We start from the raw sequence: 18,116 nt of genomic DNA, 5'->3' as shown, positions 1-18,116 counted from the left end.
GCGAGGGGCGAGCACCCGGTACTCGGGGATCAGACCACGACGGATCCCCGCTGGCGGTGCGCGACCGAGACGGACTCGCCGGACACCGCGTTCAGCGGCGACGACAGGAACGCGATGAGGTCAGCGATCTGCTGCGGGGTCGAGTCGCCGGGGCCCCCTGGACGGACCTCGGCGGACGGGTTGTCCGTCACGGTCCCGGGGTTGACGACGTTCACCGTGACCCCGGTACCCGCCACGTCGTCGGCCAGGTTCTTCGCGATGACGCTCACCGCCGTGTTCCGGAGTGACGCCGTGATGTTGCCGGAGAAGTAGGCGTTCTGCCCGCTCACGACGACCACGCGGCCGAACCCGGCCTCGCGCTGGGCGGGGAGCACGGCGTTCGCGACGCGGAGGAACCCGAGCGCCTTGCCGTCGATCGCGTCGAGGACCTGCTCGGGGTCGGACTTCCGGGCCGGGTCGAGGGTGCTCGCGCTCGGGGCAGCGGTCACGACCAGCACGTCGATGCGCCCGTGCCGCTCGAGGACGGTGGCGATACCCGCGTCCACGGAGTCCTGCGAGGCGGTGTCGATCGACACGCTGTCGTCGGAGTCGTCGGCGCTGCGGGACGCGACGACGACGGTCGCCCCCTCGGCCCGGAGGCGGTCGGCGACGGCGGTACCGATGTACCCCTTGCCTCCGACGACGAGTGCGACACGGTTCTTGAGTTCGAGGTCCACGCGCCCACGCTATGCCGGCCCCGCACGGCTGTCCGCGAGCCGGTCACCCGAGCAGCGGCTCGAGCCGCGTCACCGCCCGGCGCAGGTGCACCAACGCGTCACCCGGCGACGACACCCGGGCCGCCGGCGCCGACAGGGTCAGCCCCGCCACGAGCTCTCCGCGCTCGCCGCGGACGGGCAGCGCCAGGCACCCGAACCCCGCCGTGAACGAGCCGACCTGGTGCACCGGTCCGAGGCCCCCTTCGGCGTGCAACCGCCCCATCGCACTCGACCCGGGTGTGGCCCGCAGTGCGGCTTCGTCGAGCAACGGGAAGTCCGGGTCGACGTCGATGTCGCGCACTCCGGCGGCGTCGTAGCGCGCCAGGTGCACGCCCGCCCGGACGGCGGAGCGGACGTCGGCGAGTACCGACCGCACGGCCCGGGGCAGCGGTGCGAGTGCCGGAGCCGGCGACACCCCGGCCAGGTCGGCGACCTTGTGGCCGAGGGCGAAACCGCGCAGGTCCGGCAACCGGACGAGGTACTCGTCCTCGACGAGCAGGGTGATGAGCCGGTACGTGGTGGCCCGCGGCATCCCGAGGGCCTCCGAGATCTGCTGGGCGGTGACGCCCGGTCCCGCGTGCGCGGCGGCCTCCAGCACCGCGAGGGCGTTCTGGATCGCCTTCGGCTGCCGCGCGCGGAGTCCGGGTTCGCTCACCGCACCTCCGCCTGGTGGCCGGTTCCGGCGGACGGACGGGAGGCCCCCAGCAGGTCCGCCTCGACCGGCACGTCGTACACGGCGTGGCTCCGACCCCGCCGCCAGGGTCGCCGACGCGTGGCCACCAGGAACGCGACCACCACCGCGGCGACCGTCCCGACGGCGAGGGCGACGGCCGGCCAACGGGACGACGCGGCCTCGACCCCGAGGTAGGTGAGCAGGACGGCGGTCAGCAGGACCCCGGTCGTGACGGCGACCACCGCGACCCCCACCGTCAGCTCGCCGATGCGCCGCAGGAACACCGGGGCCGCGAAGCACGTCAGGGCGTACGCGGCGATGTACCCGAGGGCGGCGACGACGAGCTCCGCCTCCATCAGCGTCCACGTCGGGATCCCGCTCGCCAGGCCCAGGACCGGCAGCACCGTGAGCACGCCGCACGCGACCGCGCCGGCCACGAACGGGGTCCGGAAGCGCGGTGACGCCCGACCGAGCACCCGGGGCAGGACCCCCTCGCGGCCCATCGCGAACAGGACCCGCACGAGCGCCGTGGTCGAGGCGATCGCGCACGCCGCGAACGACGCCGCGATCCCGAGGTCCAGCGCCCACCCGATCCACTGCATGCCGAAGGCGTTCGCCAGCTCGTTCACGGGCGAGGCGCTCGACGCCAGGTCGGCGCCCACGGCGGCGAACCCCATCTGCTGGGCCGCTGCGCTGACCACGTAGAGGACGCCGGCGACCAGGACGGTCCACGAGATCGCGCGGGGGATCGCCTGGAACGGGCGCCGGGCCTCCACACCGAGCACCGACGCGCTCTCGAACCCGACGAACGCGGTGACGGCGAGGGCGGTGCCGACCGCGAACGACGCCGGCTGGGTCGGCCCGAGGGCGACGGCGGAGGCGTCGGCCGGGTGCAGGCGCGCGACCAGCGCGACGATCAGGACCACGATGACCGCCACCGACAGCGACTCGACGAGCAACGTCAGCCGGGTCGACAACCGGACCCCGAGCGCGATCACCGCGAAGACGGCCGCGCCCATCACCAGCACCACGACGATCGTGACCAGGGCGTCGTCGCCGGCGGCCGGCACGAAGCGGGACAGCAGGTAGTCGAGGTAGTAGCCGCTGCCGGTGAGCGAGAACATCGCGATGAAGCCGTACCCGAGCAGGAGTGCTGCGCCCGCGACGACCCCGGCGACCGGGCCGAGCCCGAGCGAGACGTAGGTGTAGAGCGACCCGGTGCCGGCGACGCGTCGGACGAACTGGTTCACCGTCCGCCCGACCAGGAACGACAGCGCCATCGCCGCCAGGAGCGACCACGTGGCACCCTGCCCCGCGACCGTCGCGACGAGGACCGGGATCGTGGTCGCGGCGGCGGACGGTGCCACGGCGGACACCGACTGCGCGAGCACGTCGACCGGGCCGATGCTCCGCCGCGACAACCCGTCGACGGGGGAGCGCGTGCCGACGCCGGGCACCCGGGGCGGGTCGGCGATGGCTCGGTCGAGCGCGGTCATGCGGCAACCGTAGGGCTGCGCCGTTGCGCCCGTGTCTCGGTGGTGTTTCGGCGGCGTCTCACGCAAATGAGACGCCTCCGACGAGCACGTCCCATTCGGCGGCGACAGGGCTTCACGCCGGTGGAACGACACCGCAACGGCGGCACGGGACCGTGGTCACACCCAGCACCACCACCTGCGTCCCACCCACCCGAACCGGAAGGCCACGATGTCCAGCATCACGAAGGACCCCGCGTCACTCGGAGCCGCACCCGCGCCGCAGCGGACCATGCGCGGCTCGCTCGGCGTCACCGCGATCGTGTTCATGGTCGTCGCGGCCGCTGCCCCGCTCACCGTCGTCGGCGGCGCCGCCCCGCTCGGCATGCTGCTCGGCAACGGGGTCGGGTTCCCGTCGCTGTACGCCGCGTCGGCCGTCGTGCTGCTGCTCTTCTCGGTGGGCCTGGCGGCGATGACCCGGCACGTGCCGCGGCCCGGCGCGTTCTTCACGTTCGTCGGGCACGGGCTCGGTCGTCCGGCCGGCGCGGGAGCCGCCACGCTGGCGCTCCTGACGTACACGACCATCCAGGTCAGCGTGCACGGCTACATCGGGTACCTGCTCGGGGTCACCGTCACGGGCCTCGGCGGGCCGGACATCCCCTGGTACGTCTGGTCGCTGGTCGTCGTGGCCCTGGTCGGGATGCTCGGCTACCGGCACATCGACCTGTCGAGCAAGGTGCTCGGCGTGATGCTCGTCGGCGAGGTCGGCATCGTGCTCGTCCTGGTCGCGGCGATCGTGTTCCGCGGCGGGGCCGACGGCCTGTCCCTCGCCCCGTTCGAGCCGACCCAGATCATGTCCGGGTCGCCCGGCGTCGGGCTGATGTTCGCCATCGCCGCGTTCATCGGGTTCGAGGCCACCGCGATCTTCCGCGACGAGGCGAAGGACCCGGAGCGGACCATCCCGCGTGCGACCTACACGGCCGTGATCGGCATCGGTGTCTTCTACACGCTCGCGTCGTGGGGGCTCGTGATGGCCTGGGGCCCCGACGGCATCCTCGCCGAGGTCGCGAAGGACCCCGGGTCGCTCATCCTCACCACCGCCGCGCAGTACATCGGCAGCGCCGGGGAAGCCGTGCTCAACGTGCTGCTGCTGACGAGCATGTTCGCCTGCGTCCTGTCGTTCCACAACGTCATCACCCGGTACCAGCACTCGATGGCGAACGCGTCGCTGCTGCCCGGCCGGCTCGGCGACGTGCACCGGAAGCACGCGTCGCCGCACACCTCGAGCCTGGTGCAGACCGTCACCGCCGCCGTGCTGATGGTGCTGTTCGCGGTGCTCGGCCTGGACCCGGTGCTGCAGGTGTTCAGCTGGTTCGCCGGTGTCGCCACCCTGGGCGTCGCGATCCTGATGGCCGCGACGAGCCTGGCCGTCATCGTGTACTTCCGCCGCAACCCCGGGGACCGGCGGGTCTGGAACACCATCGTCGCGCCCGTCCTCGGGTTCCTCGGACTCGTCGCCGCCGCCGTCCTGATCTGGGTGAACTTCCCGACGCTCGTCGGCGACGTCGACGCCTCGGGCGCGAGCGTCTTCGGCGTCGTGAGCATCGTGCTCACCGGCCTGGTCGTGGTCGTCCCCGTCATCGGCGTGGTGCAGGCGGTGGTGCTGCGACGCCGCAGTCGGAGCCGCTACGAGCTGATGCTCGACCGTCTCGCCACCGAGAGCTGACCCGCCAGGCGCACCACGCGCCTCCCGGCCGAACCGACCTGACCCCACGCACGACGCAACGCGCAAGGAGCACCACGCACATGACGATCACCGAACCGACCACCGTGACCACCGACGCAGCCACCACCACGCACCCGCTCGGCAGCCTGACGCCCGACGAGTTCACCGCCGTCCGCGACCTCGTCACGGCGCAGCCGGACTGGACCGACACCACCCGCTTCGCCTACGTCGGCCTCGAGGAGCCGCACAAGCAGGAGGTCCTGGCGTGGCAGGCCGGCGACGGCCCCCTGCCGGACCGCACGGCCCGGGTGATGCTGCTCGACATGGCGACCGGTCGCTCCACCGACCGCGTCGTGTCGATCACCACCGGCGCGGTCCTGCGGACCGACGTGCTGGACGGGTCCCGTGGCCAGCTGCCCGTCCTGATCGAGGAGTTCGACGCCGTCGGCGAGATCGCGAACGCGGACGAGCGCTGGGTCGCTGCCCTGGCGAAGCGCGGCCTGTCCGCCGACGAGGTCAAGTGCGTGCCGCTGTCCGCCGGGTACTACGACTACCCGGAAGAGGTCGGTCGGCGCATCCTGCGCGTGCTCGCCTTCAAGCAGGACCACCCGGCCGACCACGTGTGGGCGCACCCCGTCGACGGCCTGTCGGCGTACGTCGACGCGGCGAACCGGGCCGTCACGCGGATCGTGGACGTGGCGGACATGCCCGTGCCGACCACCTCGGGGAACTTCGACGACCCCGCGATGCAGGGCGAACCGCTCGACCTCAAGCCGATCGTCATCACCCAGCCCGAGGGGCCGTCGTTCCGCGTCGACGGCGAGTTCGTCGAGTGGGCGAACTGGCGGTTCCAGGTCGGCTTCGACGCCCGCGAGGGGCTCGTGCTCCGCCAGCTCTCGTGGCAGGACGGCGAGCGGCTGCGCCCGATCGTGTACCGGGCCTCGATCGACGAGATGCTCGTGCCGTACGGCGACCCGTCGCCCGTGCGGTTCTGGCAGAACTACTTCGACACCGGCGAGTACCTGTTCGGTCGGTTCACGAACTCGCTCGAGCTCGGCTGCGACTGCGTCGGCGAGATCCAGTACTTCGACGCCGTCCTGGCCGACGAGCTCGGCAACCCGCAGACCATCCGCAACGGCATCTGCATGCACGAGGAGGACTTCGGCACGCTCTGGAAGCACGGCGACATCTACACCGGTTCGCAGGAGGTCCGTCGGTCCCGGCGCCTGGTGATCTCGTTCTTCACCACCGTCGGCAACTACGACTACGGCTTCTACTGGTACCTGTACCTGGACGGCACGATCGAGTGCGAGGCGAAGCTCACCGGCGTGCTCTTCACCAGCTCGTACCCGGGGCGCTCCGTCGACGGCGGGGACTACCCGTACGCCTCCGAGGTGGCCCCGGGCCTCGGTGCCCCGTACCACCAGCACCTGTTCTCGGCGCGGCTCGACATGATGGTCGACGGACTGTCGAACGCCGTGGACGAGGTCGACGCCGTGCGGGTGCCGGTCGGACCGGGCAACGAGCACGGCAACGCGTTCACGAAGTCGGTGACCCGCATCGCGTCGGAGTCGTCGTCGGGTCGTCTCGCCGACGCGTCCAAGGCGCGCACGTGGTTCGTGTCGAACACCGAGGAGCGCAACCAACTCGACCGCCCCACCGGCTACGTGCTGTACCCGCAGGACGCCCCCGTGCTGCTCGCCGACGACTCGTCCTCGGTCGCCGCCCGTGCCGAGTTCGCCCGCAAGCACCTGTACGTCACGCAGTACGACCCGGCGGAGCGCTTCGCCGCCGGCGACTTCGTGCACCAGAACCCCGGCGGCGACGGGGTCGCCCGGTACGTCGAGGGGGACCGTCCGCTCGACGGCGAGGACATCGTGCTCTGGCACACCTTCGGCCCGACGCACTTCCCGCGGCCCGAGGACTGGCCCGTCATGCCGGTCGACTACGCCAAGTTCACGCTCAAGCCGTACGGGTTCTTCCCGCGGAACCCGGCACTGAACGTGCCGGCGGCCATCGGGGCGTCCGCCGGGTCGCACTGCTCGCACCACGTCTCCGGCGCCGTCGGGGCCGCACACGACGCAGCCGAGCACCAGCACGACCACGGGCACGGACACTGACGTGACCGACCTGCTCGGGCTCGCCGCGATCGTGCCGGCGTCCGCCGGGGCCTGCTGCACGGTCGGGGCGTGGCGCCCCGGCCGTGCGGTCGACGTGGTGGCGGCAGTGGTGATGGTGGCCGCGATGGTGGACGGGGCCTTCGGTCCGCGCGTGCTGCCCGGGGTGCTCTGGTTCGTGGTGCTCGCGCTGCTCGCCGTGGTGGTCGCAGCGGTGCACCGGGTGCAGAGCGCGTCCGGTGCGTCCGGTGCGTCTGGTGCGTCCGGTGCGTCCGGTGCGTCCGGTTCGGACGGGAGGCCCGGGTCGGCTCCGTCGATCCGGGTCGCGTCGGCGCACGGTCGGTTCGGGCGACTGCACGCGGCGCTCGGTCTGCTGGTGATGGGGGCGCTCGGGGTCGGCATGGCGCACGACCCCGGCATGACCGGCATGGCGGGTGTCGGCATGCACGGGCACGGTGGTGCGGTCGCCGTCACGTGGCAGGTCGTCCTCGGCGGCCTGACCACCGGCTACCTGCTGCTCACCGCCCACATGGTGCGGGACGGCATCCGGCGTCGGACCCGCGCGCTCCCCGTCGTCGAGACGCTCGCCATGGGGATCGCGGTGGCGGTCATGGCCGCAGCGATGGTCTGACGGCTCCGGAAGGCATCCCGCGACGATGGAACCGCCGCGGGATGCCTCGAGCACCTAGCCCTTCCGCCCCAGGTCGTACAAGAACCGCGCCACGGTCACGAGCAAGCTCCTACGAGAGCGTGCCCGCGTACACTTGCTGCCGAGCGCTCAGCTCGGGAAGACTTGTTTCCCTGGCTTTCCACTCGGAGAGCTGATCGAAGCCCACCACCGTTGCTGCGGTGGTGGGCTTCATCTTTGCCCGGATGCACTCCCCGGCGAGAGTGGCATCTGATGTGCAGCGTATCGGAGGGTCTTCGACCGCAGGCCGCCGCCGCGCGCTGATGTGCGAAGCGAACGGTTCGGCGCGCGAAACGTACAGTTTGCGAATCGTTCGTTGCGGAAAACGTTCACATCGTGAAAGAGTTCGAGCGTCCGCAGGGGACGAACGGCCGCAGAAGGGCGGGATCAGACATGCACAGCACGTACTCCGGGATGCCTCGGGCGGCACGGATCGGTGGCAGCCACACCCGCATCGGTCTGACCGACCCGGCCGTCATCGACGCCTACGTCGAGCGCCGCATCGAGGACCCGTCGCTCCTCGCCGGTCGCGCCGAGCCGGCGTACGCCGACTTCTTCACCGTCCCCGCCGCGTAGCAAGGAGCGCATGATCACATGCCGTTGACCGTCGTCCGTCGAGAGCACGTCCACCTCTACGCCCACGAACCTCGATCCGAGGCCGCGAAGACCGCCGTCGACGCGCTGCTGCGCCTCCAGCACGCCGAGGAGCAGCAGATCGAGTCCGCACGCATCGAGAGCGGGCTGAGCAAGAACGAGTCCCTGGCGATCCGGTACATGCTCCAGGCCCACCGTGACGGCCGCACCATGGGCCCCAAGGACCTCGCCGTCATGCTGACCGTGTCGAACGCCTCGGTCACGAAGCTCGTGGACGCGCTCGTCGACAAGGAACTCCTCGTCCGCACTGCGCACCCCACCGACCGTCGCGCGCAGGTCCTCGAACCCACGGACCTCGCCGCCGAGAAGATCGATGCCTCGTACGCCCGCTTCCACGAGGCCGTGGTCGGGGTCCTCGACCACCTGTCCGACGCCGACAACGCCGTCCTCGCGGAGTCGCTGACCAGGATCGTCGACGCGCTCGCCGATGGTGAGCCGACGCCGGTCGACGAGTACACCGTCGACGACCAGGGCTGACGAGCCCGGGGCTGGCGCGACCGGCCCGACGCGACCGAGGCGGTCGACGCGAGCACCCGTCGACGGGAGGCGCGGTACCGGATCGCTGCGGGCCTCCAGACGGTGGCGGAAAAACCTTCCAGCGGTAAGTTGGGTGCATGACGCACCCCGCCGACGACGACGCGGCCCCGCCGCGACGCGGCGGGTACCGCAAGGGAGCCGAGCGCCGGACCCAGATCCTCGACGAGATGATCCGCATGGTCGCGGAACAGGGCGTCGACGCATCGTCGCTGCGGTCCGTGGCCGAAGCCCTCGGGATCACCCACGCGGCGCTCCGCCACTACTTCCCCAGCCGTGACGAACTGCTGCTCGCCGTCTACCGCGAGCACGAGGTGCGCGAGCAGGGGGCGCCTGACCGGTTGAAGTCGGCGATCGGGGACATGCGCGACAGTGCCTCGCGCAATCGTGCGGTGCCGGGCCTGGTGCAGCTCTACACGACGCTCGCGGCCGACGCCGTGCAGGAGGGGCACCCGGCGACCCGTGACTTCATGCGGGAGCGGTTCACGCGGCTCCGGGCCGACCTGGCCGCGTTGATCGCGGCGGACCAGGCAGCGGGGCGGATCCGCAGCGACCTGGACCCGGTCGACCTCGCTTCGCTGAGCATCGCGGCGTCCGACGGGCTGCAGGTGCAGTGGTTGCTCGACCCCGAGGCGGTCGACGGCGAGAAGGTGCTGCGGTTGCTCGAGCAGATCGTGCCGGCGCCGCCGGAGTGAGCGCGGCGCGTGCGCGCGTGGCGCGTGCGCTTCGTGAGCAGAAATGGTCGGGTCCCCGTTCGGGACCCGACCATTTCTGCTCACCAGGTGCGGCGCGGTGCGCGACGCACGACGTGACTACGCGTTCGCGGCCTCGGCGAGGACCGCGGCGGCGGGGTCGAAGTCCTCGGGGAGCGGCTGGATCGGGTCGATCGACGAGGTGATCTCGACGGACTGACCCGACTCGGCGGCGTCGCGGATGCCGAGCATGACGTCCAGCGCGTGCGACGCGACGGCACCGGAGGCGCGCTCCGGGCGGCCCTCGGCGATCGCGCGGGCCAGCTCGACGACACCCGTGCCACGGCCCCAGGTGGAGCCCTTGTGCGTCAGCGTGGTCGGCTCGTCCTTGCCGAGCGTCCACAGCGTGCTGTCGCCGTCGAAGACGTTCGGGTCCGGCAGCACGATGGTGCCCTCGGAGCCGTTGATCTCGACGAAGCCGTTGCGGGGCAGTGCGTGCTGGAACGACAGGGTCGTCTGGGCCGACTGGCCGCCCTCGAACGAGATGAGCGCTGCGTGGTGCGTGGGCACCTCGACGGCGAACTCGGTGCCGGCGCGGGGGCCGGAACCGATCACACGCGTCTCGCGGGACTTCGACGACACGGCCTGCACGCGCGAGGCGGCGCCGAAGGCGTGCAGGAGCGTCGTGACGTAGTACGGGCCGATGTCGAACAGCGGACCGGCGCCCTGGGCGTACAGGAACTCGGGGTCCGGGTGCCACTGGTCCGGTCCGGGCACGTGGAACATCGTCGTCGCGGTGAGCGGCGTGCCGATGTCGCCGCGGGCGATGGCTCGGATGGCGGTCTGGATGCCGGCACCGAGGACGGTGTCGGGGGCGCAGGCGTAGCGGACACCGGCGGCCGCAGCGGCTGCGAGCAGCTCCTGCGCGTCCGAGGCGTTCGTCGCGACCGGCTTCTCGCTCCAGGTGTGCTTGCCGGCAGCGATGATCTGCTGGCCGACCTTGGCGTGCTCGGCGGGGACCGTGATGTTCACCACGATCTGGATGTCGTCGCGGGCGAGGAGCTCCTCGACCGTGCCGGACGCGGGCACGCCGTACTTCTCGGCCTGGGACGCGGCGCGCTCGAGGATGAGGTCGGCGACCATCAGGACCTCGACGTCGGCGAACTGGGTCAGGTTCGTCAGGTACTGGTCCGAGATGTTCCCCGCACCGATGATGCCGACTCCGATGCGGCTCACTTGTCGTTGTCCTTCAGCCATGCGAGGGACTCGGTGATGCCCTGGAAGACGTCGCCGGAGTAGGCGTCGAACTCGACGACGCGGATGGCCTGCGGCGCCGCGGCGAGGATGCCCGCCACGTTCACGTCGCCCTGGCCCGCGGGGGTCTGGTTCTCGAACGCACGCTGCAGCGCCTCGGGCACGACGAGCGCGCTCTCCGACGAGGGCAGTGCGGTGAGGATGTCACCGTCGACCTTGCCGTCCTTGACGTGGATGGCGACGACGCGGTCGCCGAGTGCCCGCAGGACGGCGGGGGCGTCGGCGCCGCCGACGGTCGCCCAGAAGGTGTCGAGCTCGAGCACCGTCTCCGGGCTGATCTGCTCGACGAAGTGGTCGTAGACCGTGCGGCCGTCGACCTTGTTCGTGAACTCCCACTGGTGGTTGTGGTAGCCGAACTTCAGGCCGCGCGAGGCTGCCTCGGCGGTCAGGACGTTGACGCGCTCGGCGATCTTCGCGACGTCGTCGGCGGTCTGCCAGCGGTCGGTCGGGATGAACGGGTCGATGACCGTCTGGATGCCGAGGCGCTCGGCGGCGTCCCAGATCGGCGCGGTGTCCTCGGCGTCGATCACGGCGACGTGGCCGGACGGTGCCTTGAGGCCGGTCGCGGCGAAGGCACGCTCGAGGTCCGTGGCACGCTCGACGAACGCGTAGGGCTCGACGTTCTCGTACCCGATCTCGGCGACACGGGCGATGGCCTTGTCGAGGTCTTCGGCGATGGCGTCTCGCAGCGAGTACAGCTGCACAGAAGTGGTGGGCATTGCAGAGGCTCCTTCGGTCCTGTCTGGGGGTCGCGACTCCCAGGTGTCGAAGCACCGGGTGTCGCAGTCCGTCGAGGAGCGATGCTCCACGGCGAGATCGATGACGACGCTACCCCAAAAACCACCCGGTGTGTAGTTTTTGCGTCCCCCCGTGTCGCACGTCAGTACATGAACGACACCTGTCGATGTATGCTCAGCCAGTCAAAACCGTGCACAGGACGGTTTTGGCCACCAGCATCGACTCAAGGAGGCGTCATGAGCACACCCGAACCCGGCAGCCCGGCACTGTTGCACCCCGAAGAGGGCATCACCCAGCCGATCAGCACCGTGAAGGTGGGCATCGGCTACCAGATCGCCCTGTTCCTCGGGCAGTTCGGCCTCTTCGTCGCACTCATGGCACCGGTCTACGTCAGTATGCAGCTCAAGGCGCAGGCCCTGGTCGGCGACGACGCGGCGAACGTCATCGGGTCGGTGCTGCCGATCGGCGCGTTCGGTGCGCTCATCATGAACCCCCTCGCCGGCGCGCTGTCCGACCGCACCCGCACCCGCTGGGGTCGTCGTCGGCCCTGGCTGCTGAGCGGTGTCGTCGTGTTCGCGATCGCCCTGGCCTGGATCGCCTACTCGCCCGACGTCCTGAACCTGACGCTGGCCTGGCTCCTCGCCCAGCTCGCCGCCAACGCGACGCTGGCCACCCTGCTCGCGAGCTTCGCCGACAACGTCCCCCAGCTGCAGCGCGGCCGTTCGTCGAGCATCATCGCCCTCGCGCAGAACATCGCCGTGCTCGCCGGCACCTACCTGTCGGTGTTCTTCGTCGCGAACCTGCCCGTGCTGTTCATCGCACCCGGCATCCTGGCGATCATCCTCGTCGCGGTGTACGCCGTGGTCGCCCGTGACGACCTGCCGACGTACAAGCTGAAGAAGTTCACGTTCCTGAACCTCATCGCCTCGTTCTGGACGAACCCGATCAAGAACCCGGACTTCGCGTTCGCCTGGTGGTCGCGCTTTCTGATCATCTTCGCCACCTTCATGTTCACGACCTACCGCCTGCTCTACATGGAGAAGCACCTCGGCATCGAGGACGCGAAGGAGGCCACAGCGGCCGTCGCCTTCGGTGTGCTGCTCTACACGATCGCGCTCCTGGTCAGCGCGGCGCTGTCCGGGTGGGCGTCCGACAAGATCGGCCGTCGCAAGGTCTTCGTCGGTGGCTCGACGGCGATGTTCGCCGTCGGCCTGGTCGTGCTCGCGCACGCCGACACCGTGAACGGCTTCTACGTGGCCGAGGTCATCATGGGCTTCGCCTACGGCATCTACTCGGCCATCGACACGGCGCTCGTCGTCGACGTGCTGCCGAACGCCGACCGCCCCGGCAAGGACCTCGGGGTCATCAACATCGCCAACGCGCTGCCGCAGTCGCTCGCTCCGGCCGTCGCACTGTTCTTCCTGAAGATCGGGTCGGGCGACGCCGCCGACAACTACACGCTCATGTGCTGGGCCGCCGGCGCGATCGCCATCATCGGTGCCCTTGTGGTGATCCCCATCAAGCGGGTTCGATAGCCGGATGCACACCTCCGGGGTCGACGTGGACCGCAGCCAGCTCGCCGGGTGGCGGAACGCGATCATCGTCGCGTTCGCCATCGGCGGGATCAGCCTGGCCGGCTGGGGTCCACGGCTCCCGGAGCTCCGCGTCGAACTCGGTGTCGACATCGGCACCATCGGCCTCATGCTCGGCGGGGTCACCATCGGCTCGATCGGCGGGCTGCTCAGTGCCGCCCCGCTGCTCCGGCGCCTGGGCGGCCGACGCGCCCTGACTGCGGTCGCCGTCCTGGTCCCCGCCGCACTGGCACTCATCGGCATCGCCGCTGCGCTGCACTCCGTGCCGCTCGCGAGCGTCGGGTTCGTCGTCGCCGGTGCCGGGATCGGCGCGCTCGACGTCATGGCGAACGTCGAGGGCACGGCGATCGAGGCGCTCGCCGGTCGCACGCTGCTCCCGTTGATGCACGCCGCCTGGTCGGGAGGCGCGGCCCTCGGCGCCGGGATCGCCGCCCTCTGCGCGTGGCTGGGCATCACCCCCTCGGCCCAGTTGATCGGTGAGGCCGTCGTCATCCTGGTGGTCGGCGTGATCGCCATGCGTGCGATCCCGGACGGCACGCGCGCCGAGGAACACGACACGACGCTCACCCCGCGGCAGCGCCTGCGGCAGTGGGCGCGCGGCTGGGCGGACGTCCGACTGCTGCTGATCGGCGTCGTGATGCTCGGCGTCGAACTCGGCGAGGGGTCGGCGAACAACTGGCTCGCCCTGGCGACCACCGACGGACACGGCCAGACGGCGACGGTCGGCGCACTCTTCTTCACCGTGTTCGCGGTCTCCGAGGCCGCGACGCGCGTCTTCGCCGGCCCCGTGGTCGACCGGCTCGGACGGGTCCGGACGGTCCGCTGGACGACCGCGCTCGGCATCCTCGGCGCCGTCCTGTTCATCGTCGGCACGACCTGGTGGCTCACGCTCATCGGTGTGGTCCTCTGGGCGGTCGGCGTCTCGATGGGGTTCCCGCTCGGCATGTCGGCAGCGGCGCAGAGCGGCCCGAATCCGGCTGCCCGGGTCAGCGTCGTCGCGTCGATCGGGTACTTCGCGAACTTCGCCGGCCCGCCCGTCATCGGCGCGATCGCCGAGCAGGTCGGCGCGCTCAGCGCACTCTGGTTGATCGCCGTGCTCTTCGTGGCCGCCTTCGCCGCATCCGGGTCGCTGCGTCCGGTCGCCGAGCCGACCCACGAGCGGGTCAGCGACCCTCGGTAGCGTGGAGCCCATGCTCGACGCGACGCCTGCCCCGTTCGACACCCCGGCCGGCCGGATCGTCGGGACGGTGGACGGCGACGTCGTCCGCGTGCTCGGGGTCCCCTACGCGCGGGCCGACCGGTTCGCGCCGCCGGAGCCGATGCCGCCCTTCGCGAGCGAACTGCACGCGTCGACGCCGTCCCCTGTGGCGCCGCAGCCGCACGCGCAGTTCGTCGACCAGCTGCTCGGCGAGGTCGAGGACATCACCGTCGACGAGCACTGCCAGCGCCTGTCGATCACGCTGCCTGCCGATGTGACGCCCGACGAGCGGCTGCCCGTGATGGTCTGGATCCACGGCGGCTCGTACGTCATCGGCGGCGGCGACCTGCCGATCTACGACGCCCGCGACCTCGTGACCGAGCAGCGCGTGATCGTGGTGTCGGTGACCTTCCGGCTCGGAGTCCTCGGGTTCCTGGGTGACGGGGCGTCGATCCCGGCGAACCTCGGACTGCTCGACCTGCTCGAGTCGCTCCGCTGGGTGCAGGCGAACGTCGCCGCGTTCGGGGGCGACCCCGACCTCGTCACGGTGTTCGGGCAGTCGGCCGGCGGCGACGCAGCAGCCCACCTGATGATCAGCGACGGCGCGGCCGGGCTGTTCCGCCGGGCGATCATCCAGAGCGCACCGCTCGGGTTGTCCCGCGGTCGGTCCCGGATGAACCGCGCGATGATCCGGGCCGTCGGTGCCGTGCACGCCGACACCCCGCTCGACGACCTGCTCGAACGGCAGGCCCTCGGCACCCGGGCAGCTGCGCCGTACGGACTCGCGGGCGGGATGCCGTTCGGCACCCAGTACGGATTCGCCCCGTTGCCCGCCGAACGCGACCTCGACGACGCCTGGAGCCGAGTCGCTCCCGACGTCGACGTCCTGATCGGGTCCGCGACGGACGAGACCGGCATGTACGTGCCGTTGGTCCCCGGTCTGTCCCGGGTCGCTCGGTCGCGGATCCTGCGCCCGGCGCTCCGCTGGTGGGTGGTCCGTCCGCTCTCCGACGTCATCTACGGCCGCGACGTCCGACGCTTCACCGCGCGGCACCGCCGAGCCGGCGGGCGAGCGACGTCCTACCGGCTCCTCCGTGGCGTGACCACCGCGCCGACCGGCGCCGTCCACATGAGCGACCTGCCGCTGTTGCTCGGCGGCCGCGAGGCCTGGGCCGGCACCCGCTTCGTCCCCGAGCGCGACTGGCCCGAGGTCGAGCGGCGCGGCCGGGCCTTCCGTGCGATCTGGGCCGAGTTCGCCCGGACCGGCGCCGTCACCGCCCCGGACGACGAGACGCTGACGTTCGATCGGCACTGACGTTCGATCGGCACTGGCCGTCTTCGCGCCCCCTGAACTGGCGGTCGCGTGGTCGCCCCCGGGACCGGACAATCGTCAGCATGCCCACGCCCGACGCCGATCTCCGTGCACGTATCGTGTCCGGTGCGATCGAGGCGTACCGCGCGACGGACTTCCACCGGGTCGGACCGGACGAGGTCGCCGAGCACGCCGGGGTGCCGGTCGCCGAGGTCAGCCGAGCGTTCCCGATGTGGGAACTCCTCGTCGTCGCGGTCATCGACCGGTGGAACAACGGCAGCCGACTCGCGCTGTGGCCCGTCGCCGAACGAGACGGTGCCGTCGCGTACCTGCGCGCCCGACTCGAGGCCGGCATCACGGACCCGGCCCTCGTCCGGCTCCGGATCGCCGTGCTCAGCGCTGCGTCGAACCCCGGCCACCCCGCAGCCGGGTGGTTCCGCACCCAGTACACCCGGGCGTTCGAGGACCTCACCCTCGCCCTGGTCCGTGACGTCGTCGCTGCACGCGAGCCGCGGGGCGCCTCGCCCCGGCACGCTGCCGAGCAGCTCATGGCACTGTTCGAGGGGCTGCAGCTGCAGGCGATGGTCCGCGACGACGCCGAGCCGCTGAGCGGCTTCGACCGCGCCGTCGCCCGGATGCGGGTCGGCTGGGCAGCAGCGCGCGTCGACGCCTGAGGACTCCGGGCGGGAGCACGGACGGGAGGCACGGCGCGGCTTGCGTGCGTCGGCTCGCCCACCTGGCATGGTCGGCCCATGGAGTACACCGACTACGACACCCGGCTCGCCGCGTACGGCGTGATCACGGACGGTGACCGGGTGCTCCTGGCGAAGCTGCGCTTCCCCGAAGCCGGCACCTGGACGTTGCCGGGCGGTGGCGTCGAGTTCGACGAGACCGTCGAGCAGGCCGTCGTGCGCGAGGTCCGCGAGGAGACCGGGTACGAGTCCGAGGTCGGCGCCCTGCTCGGTGTCCGGCACCACGTCGTCCCCGCCGAGCGCCGGATCCACGCCAACGGTCGCCCGATGAAGGCCGTGCAGGTCGTGTTCCGCGCGACGGTCGTCGGCGGCACACTGCGCGACGAGATCGACGGGTCGACCGACGAGTCGCGCTGGCTGCCGATCGCCGAGCTCCCGCACCACCGGCACGGGCTGCTCGTACCCGTCGCGCTGGCGTGGGCGGGTGCGCTCACCCGCTGACCCCTCATCCGGCGGCTCGGCACGTCGAGGTCGTAGTCGACTCGCGCCCCGTGTCCGGGCAGGCAAGCGTCCAGGAGAGCCTGCGCGAGTTCCATCTGCTGTTGCGCCGCTGACTCCGCACTGCCGGTCATCGCTCACCCAGCAGGAAGGAGATGCTGTCGAGCCAGTCCTGTGCCAGAAACTCGTCGATGAAGAGGTCGCGCCACTGCTCGGTCGGCGCGAACTCTCGTTCATCGAGGTCCCACTGCGCCCGGACCCGCGCGCGTTCGATGAGGAGTTCCTCGCGGGTCCAATGTCGTCCCACCACAGCGGTCATGGCCGTCCTCTCGTCGGTGTGGGACGACGGTAGGGCGGTCAGTGGAACCGGCGCGAGCTTTCTGAACACAACATGTTCACTCGGCGACGACGCTCAGGACGTTGCCCGACGGGTCGGTGAACCAGGCGATGAGCGGCCCGCCCTTGCGGTTCACGCCCTTCTCGTCGGTCATCCCCTCGTACTGCAGGAACGTGACGCCCTTCGCGGTGAGCTCGTCCACCGCGGCGTCGACGTCCGGCACGGGGAAGTTCAGCACCGTGAAGGCAGCCGGCTCGTGCGCAGGGCCCTTCGGGTAGACGAGGACAGCGTGGCCGTCGCCGAGCTGCAGGAAGAGCATGCCGTGGTCCTCGGAGACCTCGACCCCCAGGACGTCCTGGTAGAACTCCTTCGCCTCCGGGACGTCCCGTACCGAGAACCCGCTGAACGCCTTCGTCGCATCGACCATGCGGCCAGTGAACCACCAAGGTCCGGTGTCGGCGCGCTCTGCCAGGATGGGGCCGTGAGCCACCCGGACAGCAGCGTCGACGACGCCGTCGAGCGTGCGGTCGAGCTGGCCTCGGCGGGGACCCGGGCAGTGCTCGGCATCGCGGGTGCTCCCGGTGCCGGCAAGTCGACCCTGGCCCGCCGCGTGGTCGCCGCCGTCGACGAGCGACTCGGGGCCGGCACTGCGGTGCAGGTGCCGATGGACGGCTTCCACCTGTCGAACGCGGCGCTCGACGCCCTCGGCCGGCACGACCGCAAGGGCGCCGTCGACACGTTCGACGCCGACGGTTACGTCGCCCTGGTCCGACGACTCGTCGCTACCGACACCACCGTGTGGGCGCCGGACTTCGACCGCCGCATCGACGAGCCCGTCGCCGGCAGCATCGCCGTCCCGCCGACCGCCCGGCTCGTGGTCTCCGAGGGGAACTACCTGCTCGACGATGCCGAACCGTGGGCAGCGCTCGGCGACCTGTTCACCGAGACCTGGTTCTGCGCCGTCGACGACGGGGTTCGGGTCGACCGCCTGGTCGGTCGGCACATGCGTCACGGACGCGACCACGACGCCGCGCGCGCGTGGGCGGTGGAGGTCGACGGCGTGAACGCGGCGAGGGTCGCGCCCACGGTGATCCGTGCCTCCAGGACGGTGCGGACGTGACCGT

General features: G+C 71.3%; 19 protein-coding genes. 12 read left to right on the top strand and 7 right to left on the bottom strand.

The window, feature by feature from the left end; all coding sequences use genetic code 11:
• Positions 1–29: 29 nt before the first annotated feature.
• The 3 genes from EDF42_RS01590 to EDF42_RS01580 are packed head-to-tail and all read right to left on the bottom strand — an operon-like array spanning position 30 to position 2,924.
• Positions 30–716, bottom strand: coding sequence for an SDR family NAD(P)-dependent oxidoreductase (locus EDF42_RS01590; RefSeq protein WP_123339278.1), 687 nt, complete (start codon positions 714–716; stop codon positions 30–32).
• 43 nt (positions 717–759) lie between these two features.
• Positions 760–1,410: a helix-turn-helix domain-containing protein gene (locus EDF42_RS01585; RefSeq protein ID WP_260234974.1), complete on the bottom strand. Its 651-nt coding sequence runs from the start codon at positions 1,408–1,410 to the stop codon at positions 760–762.
• Complete coding sequence (locus EDF42_RS01580) at positions 1,407–2,924, bottom strand: APC family permease (RefSeq protein WP_123671276.1); 1,518 nt, start codon at positions 2,922–2,924, stop codon at positions 1,407–1,409. Before EDF42_RS01580 ends, EDF42_RS01585 begins: the two co-directional genes overlap by 4 nt.
• 208 nt (positions 2,925–3,132) lie before the next feature.
• Between EDF42_RS01580 and EDF42_RS01575 the strand changes: the two genes are divergently transcribed.
• The 6 genes from EDF42_RS01575 to EDF42_RS01550 all read left to right on the top strand — a co-directional run bounded on the left by EDF42_RS01575 (position 3,133) and on the right by EDF42_RS01550 (position 9,314).
• On the top strand, positions 3,133–4,626 hold the full coding sequence (locus EDF42_RS01575) for an APC family permease (protein ID WP_123292882.1): 1,494 nt from the start codon (positions 3,133–3,135) through the stop codon (positions 4,624–4,626).
• Between the two features lie 80 nt (positions 4,627–4,706).
• Positions 4,707–6,746 carry a primary-amine oxidase gene (locus EDF42_RS01570; protein ID WP_123671275.1) on the top strand — a complete coding sequence of 680 codons (2,040 nt, stop codon included), beginning with the start codon at positions 4,707–4,709 and terminating at the stop codon, positions 6,744–6,746.
• A gap of 1 nt (position 6,747) precedes the next feature.
• Complete coding sequence (locus EDF42_RS01565; RefSeq protein ID WP_123671274.1) at positions 6,748–7,374, top strand: hypothetical protein; 627 nt, start codon at positions 6,748–6,750, stop codon at positions 7,372–7,374.
• Between the two features lie 450 nt (positions 7,375–7,824).
• On the top strand, positions 7,825–8,007 hold the full coding sequence (locus EDF42_RS01560) for a hypothetical protein (protein WP_123292879.1): 183 nt from the start codon (positions 7,825–7,827) through the stop codon (positions 8,005–8,007).
• A gap of 18 nt (positions 8,008–8,025) precedes the next feature.
• Positions 8,026–8,562: a MarR family winged helix-turn-helix transcriptional regulator gene (locus EDF42_RS01555; protein WP_123671273.1), complete on the top strand. Its 537-nt coding sequence runs from the start codon at positions 8,026–8,028 to the stop codon at positions 8,560–8,562.
• Between the two features lie 137 nt (positions 8,563–8,699).
• A complete protein-coding gene (locus EDF42_RS01550) occupies positions 8,700–9,314 on the top strand; it encodes a TetR/AcrR family transcriptional regulator (RefSeq protein ID WP_111083743.1) in 615 nt (204 codons plus the stop codon).
• Positions 9,315–9,431: 117 nt separating this feature from the next.
• Here EDF42_RS01550 and EDF42_RS01545 read toward each other — a convergent pair whose 3' ends face one another.
• Both EDF42_RS01545 and EDF42_RS01540 read right to left on the bottom strand, forming a co-directional pair.
• Positions 9,432–10,568 carry a Gfo/Idh/MocA family protein gene (locus EDF42_RS01545; RefSeq protein ID WP_123671272.1) on the bottom strand — a complete coding sequence of 379 codons (1,137 nt, stop codon included), beginning with the start codon at positions 10,566–10,568 and terminating at the stop codon, positions 9,432–9,434.
• Positions 10,544–11,344 (bottom strand): sugar phosphate isomerase/epimerase, encoded by an 801-nt coding sequence (locus EDF42_RS01540; protein ID WP_185002937.1) that lies wholly within the window; start codon positions 11,342–11,344, stop codon positions 10,544–10,546. The genes EDF42_RS01545 and EDF42_RS01540 overlap by 25 nt, the downstream gene beginning before the upstream one ends.
• Positions 11,345–11,599: 255 nt before the next feature.
• On the opposite strand from EDF42_RS01540, the gene EDF42_RS01535 reads away from it, so the two are divergent.
• The 5 genes from EDF42_RS01535 to EDF42_RS01515 all read left to right on the top strand — a co-directional run bounded on the left by EDF42_RS01535 (position 11,600) and on the right by EDF42_RS01515 (position 16,658).
• Entirely contained in the window at positions 11,600–12,898 is a 1,299-nt protein-coding gene (locus tag EDF42_RS01535; protein ID WP_123294465.1) for an MFS transporter, read from the top strand.
• 4 nt (positions 12,899–12,902) lie between these two features.
• Positions 12,903–14,135 carry an MFS transporter gene (locus tag EDF42_RS01530; protein WP_123671271.1) on the top strand — a complete coding sequence of 411 codons (1,233 nt, stop codon included), beginning with the start codon at positions 12,903–12,905 and terminating at the stop codon, positions 14,133–14,135.
• A 10-nt stretch (positions 14,136–14,145) separates the two neighbouring features.
• Complete coding sequence (locus EDF42_RS01525; protein ID WP_123671560.1) at positions 14,146–15,468, top strand: carboxylesterase family protein; 1,323 nt, start codon at positions 14,146–14,148, stop codon at positions 15,466–15,468.
• 80 nt (positions 15,469–15,548) lie between these two features.
• The gene (locus EDF42_RS01520; RefSeq protein ID WP_123671270.1) at positions 15,549–16,139 is read left to right on the top strand and encodes a TetR/AcrR family transcriptional regulator; all 591 of its coding nucleotides are present in this window, start codon (positions 15,549–15,551) and stop codon (positions 16,137–16,139) included.
• A 78-nt stretch (positions 16,140–16,217) separates the two neighbouring features.
• Entirely contained in the window at positions 16,218–16,658 is a 441-nt protein-coding gene (locus EDF42_RS01515) for an NUDIX hydrolase (RefSeq protein WP_123294468.1), read from the top strand.
• 127 nt (positions 16,659–16,785) lie between these two features.
• Here EDF42_RS01515 and EDF42_RS01510 read toward each other — a convergent pair whose 3' ends face one another.
• Entirely contained in the window at positions 16,786–16,974 is a 189-nt protein-coding gene (locus EDF42_RS01510) for a hypothetical protein (protein ID WP_148053812.1), read from the bottom strand.
• Positions 16,975–17,050: 76 nt separating this feature from the next.
• Complete coding sequence (locus EDF42_RS01505) at positions 17,051–17,419, bottom strand: VOC family protein (RefSeq protein ID WP_123671269.1); 369 nt, start codon at positions 17,417–17,419, stop codon at positions 17,051–17,053.
• A gap of 54 nt (positions 17,420–17,473) precedes the next feature.
• Here EDF42_RS01505 and EDF42_RS01500 point away from each other — a divergent pair, with 54 nt between their 5' ends.
• Positions 17,474–18,112, top strand: a complete 639-nt coding sequence (locus EDF42_RS01500; protein ID WP_123671268.1) for a nucleoside/nucleotide kinase family protein — start codon at positions 17,474–17,476, stop codon at positions 18,110–18,112.
• Positions 18,113–18,116: the final 4 nt, after the last annotated feature.

It is taken from the genome of Curtobacterium sp. PhB172 (assembly GCF_003752545.1).
Classification (GTDB): domain Bacteria; phylum Actinomycetota; class Actinomycetes; order Actinomycetales; family Microbacteriaceae; genus Curtobacterium.
The sequence above is the reverse complement of the archived record's forward strand: the minus strand, read 5'-3'. Positions and strand labels throughout refer to the sequence as shown.